The organism is Streptomyces sp. NPDC002467 (genome assembly GCF_042889825.1).
Taxonomy (GTDB): Bacteria; Actinomycetota; Actinomycetes; order Streptomycetales; family Streptomycetaceae; genus Streptomyces.
The window spans coordinates 324,638-334,302 of sequence record NZ_JBIARJ010000008.1 but is presented as its reverse complement, the minus strand read 5'-3'; the positions used below and the strand labels follow the sequence as shown (position 1 = coordinate 334,302).

Sequence of the window (9,665 nt, the reverse complement as noted above, 5' to 3'; positions counted from 1 at the left end):
GGGGGGTGTGTTTGTGTGTGGGGGTGTGCGGGGGCGCGCGCCCCCGCCCCCCCCCCCGCCCCCCGCCCGGGGGGGGGCGGGGGGCCGGCCCCCCCCCCCCCCCCCCCTCGCCGTGTTCCCGCTACTTCACGTCCTCCCCGGTGATCCCCAGGCCCGGGAGGATGCCCGGGAGGAGGGGTGGGAGGGTGATGTCCGGCTTGGTTTCGGACGGGCCGCCCGAGGCCGGGGGTGTGGACTGGCCCTGCGGCGGGTTCAGCAGGTTGCCCGTGCCGCCCAGGAGGCCGCCGGCCGGGGGCGTGGTGCTGCCCGACGGGGACGGCGCGGGGCTGCCCGAAGGCGTGCCCGGTGCGGGGGTGGACTGCTGCTTGCCACCGGGGGTACCCGGTTTGGCGGGGGAACCGGACGGACCGGTGCCGCGCGTCTGCTCCGGGGGCTTGGGGAGCAGGCCCTGGAACGGCGCCACGTCTTCGTCTATGGCCTGGAAGACCGACTCGACGTCGCTGCCCACGTCGCCCAGCTGCGGCGGGAGCTTCTCCCGCAGCTTGCCCCACGCGTCGCGGTGGGCGCGGGAGAAGGACGACAGCGCCTGGATCGGGCCGAGCGAGCCGTCCCGGTCGTGGGCGGCCTGGAGGAGCCGGTGGCCCTCCTCGGCGTCGTGCTTCATGCCCGCGAGGGCCCGGCGGATCGCGCCGAGCGACTCGTGGTCCAAGTCGCCGATGCGGCCGCGCTCCATCAGCCTGCGGGCTTCAGACAGACGGCTCGACGCCTGGTCGAGATAAAGCTCGCCCCGGTCCGAATCGTCGTCGGCCATGCCCAGCTTCAGGTCCTCCATGCCCAGCTTCACGGGGTAGAGGTGGTCACCGGGCAGGGCGTCGGAACTGGCAGCGGCCACTCCGCTGAAGGCCCCCGCGGCCACACCCACGGTGAGGCCGCCCGCTGCGATGCCCTTGGACCAGCGGGAGCGGGGCCGCAATTTCCGGAGCGGGGTCGCCCGGTGGGCGCCGCGGCCGGTCCGCTGTTCGGGCAGTTGAGGGTCGGCGGCACCGCCTCCGGCCCTCTCCTCCAGCACCATGGCCTCCATGGCGGCAACGAGCTGGGCTCGCTGCACCACTTTGACCTCTGGGTCCAGCACCGGGCGCGGCATTCGTTCGCCGAGCACGCTCGCCAGGGCCAACAACCGGTCGTGGTCGGCAGGTTCGGCAGGTGCCTCGGACTGCTCGGCCGCCGGGTCCGGTTCCGAAAAGTCGGACGGGGTCCGCTCCTCCAGGGCCTGGGCGAAGGCGTTCGCCCGCCGGTGCGGAGTGACGTTCGCGATCACTGGCGGCACCTCCTCTCGTCATGACGATCGACTCCCCAAGGTGTCCGGAAGGTTGCCTTCCTTGAGCACATCCACACTTTCGAGTGAGCGGCTTCGGGCAGGGCGTGTCCACAGGGAGCCTGCATTCCGCACAACGAGCGTCGCGGCACTTGGGTTACGGACGAAGGATGATCGGACCACAGCGTCATCGAGAGGTCACCGAATGTGTTGTCAGCAAGCGTCTGAAGTCAGCGGGCGTCGTCCGGGAGGAGGCGGGCCAGGGTGCGGACCGCCCGGTACTGGAGCGTCTTGATGGCGCCCTCGTTCTTCCCCATCACCCGGGCCGTCTCGGCGACCGAGAGGCCCTGCAGGAAGCGCAGTGTCACGCATTCCTGCTGCTGCGGATTGAGTTTCCGTACGGCCTCCAGCAGGGCCGCGTTGGAGAGGGACTCCAGGACGGAGTCCTCGGGACTGCGCTCGACCTCGTTCGCGTCGAGCATCTCGCCGGTGGTGACCTCCAGCCGGAACCGGCTGGACTTGAAGTGGTCCGCCACCAGGTTGCGCGCGATCGTCACGAGCCACGCACCGAAGTCGCGGCCCTGCCAGGTGAAGGTGGAGATGCGGCGCAGCGCGCGCAGGAAGGTCTCGCTGGTGAGATCCTCCGCGGTCGCCTTGCCGCCGACGCGGTAGTAGATGTAGCGGTACACCGTGTCGCTGTACTGGTCGTACAGGCGGCCGAAGGCCTCGGCCTCGCCCGCCTGGGCGCGCTCGACCAGGTCCATCATGCGGGCCTGGTCGCTGTCCGCGGTGGGACGGCGGGGTGTGGGGGTGGTCTGGGTGCTCGTGCCGGCGGAGCCGCCCGACCCTCCGGCCGCGCGCCCTCGTCTGCCCACCGTCGCTCCGCCGTCGGTCAGGGCGTAGCAAGGTCCGGCCGGGCCGAAGCCGGCAGGGACCGCGGCGGCGAAGGCGGGGACGGCGTACGCGGTGGGGACGAAGCCACGCAGGTGGTCGAGGACCGTTGCGCGCAGCGTAGCCAGGCCCGAGGCGTCAACCCCGACAGGTGGGTACACGGGACTCCCAGAGGCAGAGCTTCCATCACGTGCAGTGCGGGACCGTTCACCCGTCGTGGCGACAGATGGCCGGTGGCATGCGTTTGAGGAGAATAACGCTTCGTACAGGCAGCGCTACACCCAGTTGCTCAAATCACCGATTCCGACACTTCTGTTGCGTGTCGAGGGCATATTCAGGCGCAGTTGGTGATCGATTCTTGATCACTTGGGTGCACGGAATGGGCGCTTCCGGGGGGTCCGCGACCGAGTCGGGCGGGCCCGCGTGGCCCGCCGGAGCCGGGGGTAGAGCTGGGGGAATGCCCCGCGCCCGCGGGCCCGAAACGCGGGCGGAGCCGCCCCGCGGCGGGCGGGACGGCTCCGGTGCTGGTGGCGGCCGGTGTGAGGCCGCCGGGGCGGTGGTACGGGGGGTGCCGGGTTACTTGCGACGGCGGTGCAGGGCGATGGCGGCGGCCGCGCCACCGGCGATCGCGCCGACTCCGGCGGCTGCCGGGACGCCGACCTTCACGGCCTTGCGGCCGGTCCGATAGTCGCGCAGTCGCCAGTCGTTGGTCCGGGCATGCTTGCGCAGTTTTGTGTCGGGATTGATCGCGTACGGATGCCCGACCAGCGACAGCATCGGGATGTCGTTGTGCGAATCGCTGTACGCGGCGCAGCGGGCGAGGTCCAGCCCCTCGGCGGCGGCCAGGGCGCGGACCGCCTCCGCCTTCGCGGGGCCGTGCAGCGGTTCGCCGACCAGGCGGCCGGTGTAGACGCCGTCGACGGACTCGGCGACGGTGCCCAGCGCCCCGGTGAGGCCGAGGCGGCGGGCGATGATCGTGGCCGTCTCCACGGGGGCGGCCGTGACCAGCCAGACCTTCTGGCCGGCGTCGAGGTGGGCCTGGGCGAGGGCGCGGGTGCCGGGCCAGATGCGCTCGGCCATGTACTCGTCGTAGATCTCCTCGCCGATGGACATCAGCTCGGAGACCCTGTGTCCCTTGACGATGGACAGGGCGCTGTCGCGGGCGTCCTGCATGTGCTCGGGGTCCTCGACGCCGGCGAGCCGGAACCAGGCCTGCTGCCAGGCGAAGCGGGCGAGCTCGCGGCGGCGGAAGAACTCGCGCTTGTAGAGGCCGCGGCCGAAGTGGAAGATCGCGGCGCCCTGCATGACGGTGTTGTCGAGGTCGAAGAAGGCGGCGGCGAGGTCGTCACCGGCCACGGGGAACTCGGCCTCTTCCTCTTCTTCCCCGAGGGCTTCGAGATCGGTGTCGAGATCGAGGTCGGATTCCGTGAGGTGCGGTGATTCGCCGAGTGCGGACTTGCGGGCGGCCTCGGCCGAGGCCTCGCCTGCCAGCACGCTGCGCGCTGTCGCGGAGCGTCTACGGGGTGTGAGCCATCCGAGAGCGGCCATGTGGCGAGCATAGCCACTGTGTTCGGGGGTTCCCGAACCGATGGGAAACGGAGGCGTTAACAGTTCGCTTCGCGGCGGCCGAGAATGGGGGCATGAGCCCTTTGTTGCGCCGTAAAGAGAAGAAGCGTCCCGAGGAGCGGATGGTGACGCTCATCGGGAAGCCGGGGTGCCACCTGTGCGACGACGCCGAGGAGGTCGTGGCGAAGGTGTGCGCCGAGACGGGCGCGCAGTGGGAGAAGAAGGACATCTCGCAGGACGAGGAGCTCTACCGGCTCCACTGGGAGCAGATTCCGGTGGTGCTGGTCGACGGCGAGCAGCACACCTTCTGGCGGGTGAACCCGGACCGGCTGCGGCGGGCATTGGGGGCCTGACCCCGTTCCTGGTTACCATCATGGGCGATTTGCGGGGTCTGGGGGCGTCTGTGTGAGGAGTGTGTGCGGTTTTGCCCCCTTTTGGATTTGAACGGGTTCGGCGCACCCTTGACGCCACTCCCATACGTCGCGGTTGCGTGACCCCGGTCACTTTGGTCGGACAAATTGGACACAATCTTTGTGCACGCGTTCACAAAGGCATAGCCTGCTGTCGACGGGGCGGTCCTGGGACAAGTGACCGCCTGCAGCCCCGCTCATCCCGCAGGAGCATCGTGGCAACTGGCCGAACTCACCGACCGGCGACCCGCAGCCGAGGTATTCCCGAGGCCACTGTCGCCCGGCTTCCGCTGTACTTGCGTGCCCTCACCGCGCTCTCCGAGCGATCGGTGCCCACGGTGTCCTCCGAAGAGCTCGCCGCAGCCGCCGGAGTCAACTCCGCCAAGCTGCGCAAGGACTTCTCGTACCTGGGTTCCTACGGCACCCGCGGCGTCGGCTACGACGTCGAGTACCTCGTCTACCAGATCTCCCGCGAACTGGGCCTGACCCAGGACTGGCCGGTCGTCATCGTCGGCATCGGCAACCTCGGCGCCGCGCTCGCCAACTACGGCGGTTTCGCGTCGCGCGGGTTCCGCGTGGCCGCGCTGATCGACGCCGACCCGGCGATGGCCGGAAAGCCCGTCGCCGGCATGCCCGTCCAGCACACCGACGACCTCGAAAAGATCATCGAGGAGAACGGCGTCTCGATCGGTGTCATCGCGACGCCGGCCGGTGCCGCCCAGCAGGTCAGCGAGCGGCTCATCGCGGCCGGCGTGACCTCCATCCTGAACTTCGCGCCCACCGTCCTCCAGGTGCCGGACGGCGTGGACGTGCGCAAGGTCGACCTGTCCATCGAGCTCCAGATCCTGGCGTTCCACGAGCAGCGCAAGGCCGGAGAGGAAGCGGCGGCCGCCGCCTCCACCGGCGGCTCCTCCGTGGGCGGCGCCGCCCCCGCCGCGGCCGTGGTGCCGCCGGCCGGCCGGGCCGCCGCCGAGGCGCGCAAGGGCAACCCCGACGGTGACGTCCCGGCGGTGATGCCGGCATGAGTCTGCTCGTCGTGGGGCTGAGCCACCGCAGCGCGCCCGTGAGCGTGCTGGAGCGCGCCTCCCTGTCCGCCGACGCCAAGGTCAAGCTGCTGCACGACACGCTGGCGGCGGAACCGGCGGCCGAGGCGACGGTGCTCGCCACGTGCAACCGGATCGAGCTGTACGCCGACGTGGACAAGTTCCACGCCGGTGTCGCCGAGCTGTCCACGCTGCTGGCACAGCACAGCGGTGTCGCGCTGGAGGAACTCACTCCGTACCTCTACGTGCACTACGAGGACCGGGCCGTCCACCACCTCTTCTCGGTGGCGTGCGGGCTGGACTCGATGGTGGTCGGCGAGGGCCAGATCCTCGGCCAGATCAAGGACGCGCTGGCGCTGGGGCAGGAGCAGCACACCGCCGGGCGCCTGATCAACGACCTCTTCCAGCAGGCACTGCGGGTCGGCAAGCGGGCGCACTCGGAGACCGGGATCGACCGGGCCGGGCAGTCGCTGGTCACCTTCGGGCTGGAGCAGCTCGCCGTGCACGTCCCCGTGGGGGAGTGGGCCGCGGGCAAGCGGGCGCTGGTGATCGGCGCCGGGTCGATGTCCTCCCTGGCGGCGGCGACGCTGGCGCGGGTGGGTGTCGCCGAGGTCGTGGTGGCGAACCGGACCGCCGAGCGGGCGGAGCGGTTGGCGGAGATTCTGGTTGCCTCGGGCACCGGGGTCGCTGCCCGTTCCCTGCCGATGGCCGCGGTTGCCGATGAGCTGACACGAGTCGACGTCGTGGTGTCCTGCACCGGGGCGACCGGTCTGGTGCTGACCGCCGATGACGTGCTCGCGGCCGTGTCCCGTGCGGGGCTGGACGTGGCCGATGCCGCCGGTGCGGTGCGGGTCACCGAACGGGGTTCCGCCCCGGACCCCGCGCCTCAAACGCCGGCGGGGCTGGATGTGCGGCTGGACCCGGAAGTCGTGGCGCGGCTCGTGGCTGCCGCCAAGGCGGGCGGGCGGCTGGCCGACGCCGGGGCGGCGCGGACCATTTCGGCTGCCGCCGGGACGGACGGGTGCCCTGTCGGGCTCGACGACTTGGCCGCGGATCCCGCGCGGAGCGCGAACGGGCGGGCCGCTCTGACCGGGGTCGACGCCAACGCCCTCGAACTGCACGGGACCTGGGCCGATCAGGGTGAGGCCGCCGCTCAGCGGCAGCCCCGCAAGAGCGGCCGGAGCCAGGCCGACGGGGCGGCTCCCGTGCGGCTCGCGCTGCTCGACCTCGCCATGCCGCGGGACATCGACGCCGCCGTGCACCGGATCCCCGGCGTGCGCCTCGTGGACATCGAGAGCCTGGCCGAGGCCTCCGCCGACGCGCCCATGGCCGCCGACGTCGACGCCGTGCGCGGCATCGTCGCCGAGGAAGTCGCCGCGTTCGGGGCGGCGCAGCGGGCCGCGCACATCACGCCCACCGTCGTCGCCCTGCGCGCCATGGCGGCCGAAGTCGTCGCCATGGAAGTGGCGCGGCTCGACGGGCGGCTCCCCGATCTCGACGAGCGGCAGCGGGCCGAGGTCACCCAGACCGTGCGCCGCGTCGTCGACAAGCTCCTGCACGCGCCGACCGTGCGCGTCAAGCAGCTGGCGAGCGAACCCGGCGGCGCCGGGTACGCCGACGCGCTGCGCGAACTCTTCGACCTCGACCCTCAGACGGTGGCATCCGTCAGCCGGGCGGACGCGGCCGATCCGAAGAACGACGACGACCCAGGACGGGCATCATGAACACAAGTCCCGACCAGCCGCTGCGGCTCGGTACGCGGCGGAGCAAGCTGGCCATGTCGCAGTCGGGCCACGTCGCCGACGCGGTACGGGCGATCACCGGCCGTCCCGTGGAGCTCGTGGAGATCACGACGTACGGTGACGTGTCGCGCGAGCACCTCGCCACGATCGGCGGGACCGGCGTGTTCGTCACCGCCCTGCGCGACGCGCTGCTGCGCGGCGAGGTCGACTTCGCCGTGCACTCGCTGAAGGACCTGCCGACCTCCCAGCCCGACGACCTCGTGATCGCGGCCATGCCGCTGCGCGAGGACCCGCGGGACGCGCTCGTCGCCCGGGACGGCCTGACCTTCGAGCAGCTGCCCGACGGGGCCCGGATCGGTACCGGTTCGCCGCGCCGCACGGCGCAGCTCAACGCGCTGGCGCTGTCCCTGGGCAAGCGGATCGAGACGGTGCCGATCCGCGGCAACGTCGACACCCGCATCGGGTTCGTGCAGGCCGGCGAGCTCGACGCCGTCGTGCTGGCCGCCGCCGGGCTGAACCGGATCGGCCGTGGTGACGAGGCGACCGACCTGCTGTCCGTCGACAACATCCTTCCCGCCCCCGGCCAGGGAGCCCTGGCCGTGGAGTGTCCCGCGTCCTCCACGGACCTCATCGCCGTGCTCGGCAAGCTCGACGACCCCCACACCCGGGCCGCCGTGACCGCCGAGCGTTCCCTGCTCGCCGCCCTGGAGGCCGGCTGCAGCGCGCCCGTGGGCGCGTACGCCGATCTGCTGGCCGACGGCCGGAATGTCAATGAAATGCGCCTGCGCGGCGTCGTCGGCACCCTCGACGGCTCGACGCTGGTGCAGCTGTCCACCACCGGTCCCGTGCCCCAGTCGTACGACGAGGCCATGGCGCTCGGCCGCGAACTCGCGGACGAGATGCTGGCCAAGGGCGCGGCCGGTCTGATGGGGGAGCGAGCGTGAGCCCCACAAGTCCGAACACCTCCGCCTATCCGGCCTTCGCCGCACACGGGCACGTCACCTTCCTCGGTGCCGGCCCCGGCGACCCGGGTCTGCTGACGCTGCGCGCCGTGGAGGCGCTCGCGGCAGCGGACGTACTGATCGCGGAACCAGAGGTGCTCGACGTCGTACGGACGCATGCGCGCGCGGGTGTCGACACGCCGCAGCTGACGGTCGCTGACGAGGCGTCAGCAGCCGCCGGGCTCCCGGTGATCCGCGATGCCGCCAATCTTGTCATGGAGGCCGCGCGCTCCGGCAGGCGGGTCGTCCGTGCCGTCACCGGCGACCCCGGACTCGACGGCAGCGCGGCCGAGGAGATGCTCGTCTGCGCCACCGAGGGCATCCCCTTCGAGGTGGTCCCGGGCGTCGCGACCGCCGTCGGCGTGCCCGCCTACGCGGGTGTGCCGCTCAGCGACAAGAAGGGCGCGGACGTCCGCTTCGTCGACGCCCGCAACGCCTCGGCGCGCTGCTGGAGCGAGGTCGGCGCGAGCGACGGCATCCTCGTCGTCTCCGCGACCCTGGAGACGGTCTCGGCCGCCGCCGCCGAGCTGGTGAGCGCCGGGCGCAAGCCCGACACCCCGCTGACCGTGACCGTCGCCGGCACCACCACGCGCCAGCGCACCTGGCGCGCGACGCTCGGCACGATCGCCCAGGTGTTCAAGCAGGGCAAGGTGCTCCCCTCGCCCGAGGGCGCCCGGCCCGTCATAGCCGTGGTCGGTGAGCACGGCGCCGCCGCGTGCCGCGAGGAACTGGCCTGGTTCGAGTCGAAGCCGCTGTTCGGCTGGCGGGTCCTCGTACCGCGCACCAAGGAGCAGGCCGCCTCGCTCTCCGACCAGTTGCGTTCGTACGGCGCGGTGCCCCACGAGGTGCCGACCATCGCCGTGGAGCCGCCGCGCACCCCGCAGCAGATGGAGCGCGCGGTCAAGGGCCTGGTGACGGGCCGCTACGAGTGGATCGCTTTCACCTCCGTGAACGCCGTCAAGGCGGTCCGGGAGAAGTTCGAGGAGTACGGGCTCGACGCGCGTGCCTTCGCGGGCATCAAGGTCGCCGCGGTGGGCGAGCAGACCGCGGCCGCGCTCGTGGAGTTCGGCGTGAAGCCGGACCTGGTGCCGAGCGGCGAGCAGTCCGCCGCCGGTCTGCTGGAGGACTGGCCGCCCTACGACCCGGTCTTCGACCCGATCGACCGCGTGTTCCTGCCGCGCGCCGACATCGCCACCGAGACGCTGGTGGCCGGGCTGATCGAACTGGGCTGGGAGGTCGACGACGTCACGGCCTACCGGACCGTGCGCGCGTCGCCGCCGCCGGCGGACACGCGCGAGGCGATCAAGGGCGGCGGCTTCGACGCCGTTCTCTTCACGTCGTCCTCGACCGTGCGCAACCTCGTCGGCATCGCCGGCAAGCCGCACAACGTGACCGTCATCGCCTGTATCGGGCCGGCGACGGCCAAGACGGCGGAGGAGCACGGCCTGCGGGTGGACGTCCTCTCCCCGGAGCCGAGCGTCAGCAAGCTCGCGGAGGCCCTCGCCGAGTACGGCGCGGCGCGCCGCGAGGCGGCCAAGGAGGCCGGCGAGGCGGTCTTCCGGCCGAGCGAGCGTCGACCGGGCGCGCGGCGTCGCCGTACGACCTGAGGGTCGCCGGATCGAGGGAAGGGCCCGGGTGCCGTGTGCGCCCGGGCCCTTCCGCGTCCCCGGGTCCGGGGCGGCGGTCCGGCGGATACT

Annotated in this window: 8 protein-coding genes; 5 read left to right on the top strand and 3 right to left on the bottom strand. The window is 72.1% G+C overall.

The genetic code is table 11. The features are described from left to right. Window positions 1-121: 121 nt before the first annotated feature. The 3 genes from ACFYYJ_RS19535 to ACFYYJ_RS19525 form a co-directional block, all read right to left on the bottom strand. On the bottom strand, window positions 122-1,318 hold the full coding sequence (locus ACFYYJ_RS19535) for a DUF5667 domain-containing protein (RefSeq protein ID WP_385131453.1): 1,197 nt from the start codon (window positions 1,316-1,318) through the stop codon (window positions 122-124). Window positions 1,319-1,545: 227 nt separating this feature from the next. After that, window positions 1,546-2,367, bottom strand: a complete 822-nt coding sequence (locus ACFYYJ_RS19530; RefSeq protein WP_384750743.1) for an ECF subfamily RNA polymerase sigma factor, BldN family — start codon at window positions 2,365-2,367, stop codon at window positions 1,546-1,548. Between the two features lie 415 nt (window positions 2,368-2,782). Next, the gene (locus ACFYYJ_RS19525) at window positions 2,783-3,754 is read right to left on the bottom strand and encodes an HAD family hydrolase (RefSeq protein WP_385131455.1); all 972 of its coding nucleotides are present in this window, start codon (window positions 3,752-3,754) and stop codon (window positions 2,783-2,785) included. 92 nt (window positions 3,755-3,846) lie between these two features. On the opposite strand from ACFYYJ_RS19525, the gene ACFYYJ_RS19520 reads away from it, so the two are divergent. The 5 genes from ACFYYJ_RS19520 to ACFYYJ_RS19500 all read left to right on the top strand — a co-directional run bounded on the left by ACFYYJ_RS19520 (window position 3,847) and on the right by ACFYYJ_RS19500 (window position 9,575). Next, a complete protein-coding gene (locus tag ACFYYJ_RS19520; protein ID WP_389133977.1) occupies window positions 3,847-4,125 on the top strand; it encodes a glutaredoxin family protein in 279 nt (92 codons plus the stop codon). 272 nt (window positions 4,126-4,397) lie between these two features. Next, entirely contained in the window at window positions 4,398-5,207 is an 810-nt protein-coding gene (locus tag ACFYYJ_RS19515; RefSeq protein WP_384750734.1) for a redox-sensing transcriptional repressor Rex, read from the top strand. After that, the gene (locus ACFYYJ_RS19510; RefSeq protein ID WP_389133974.1) at window positions 5,204-6,949 is read left to right on the top strand and encodes a glutamyl-tRNA reductase; all 1,746 of its coding nucleotides are present in this window, start codon (window positions 5,204-5,206) and stop codon (window positions 6,947-6,949) included. Before ACFYYJ_RS19515 ends, ACFYYJ_RS19510 begins: the two co-directional genes overlap by 4 nt. After that, the gene (gene hemC, locus ACFYYJ_RS19505) at window positions 6,946-7,911 is read left to right on the top strand and encodes a hydroxymethylbilane synthase (RefSeq protein ID WP_385131464.1); all 966 of its coding nucleotides are present in this window, start codon (window positions 6,946-6,948) and stop codon (window positions 7,909-7,911) included. Before ACFYYJ_RS19510 ends, hemC begins: the two co-directional genes overlap by 4 nt. Further along, complete coding sequence (locus ACFYYJ_RS19500) at window positions 7,908-9,575, top strand: uroporphyrinogen-III synthase (RefSeq protein WP_385366854.1); 1,668 nt, start codon at window positions 7,908-7,910, stop codon at window positions 9,573-9,575. Before hemC ends, ACFYYJ_RS19500 begins: the two co-directional genes overlap by 4 nt. Window positions 9,576-9,665: the final 90 nt, after the last annotated feature.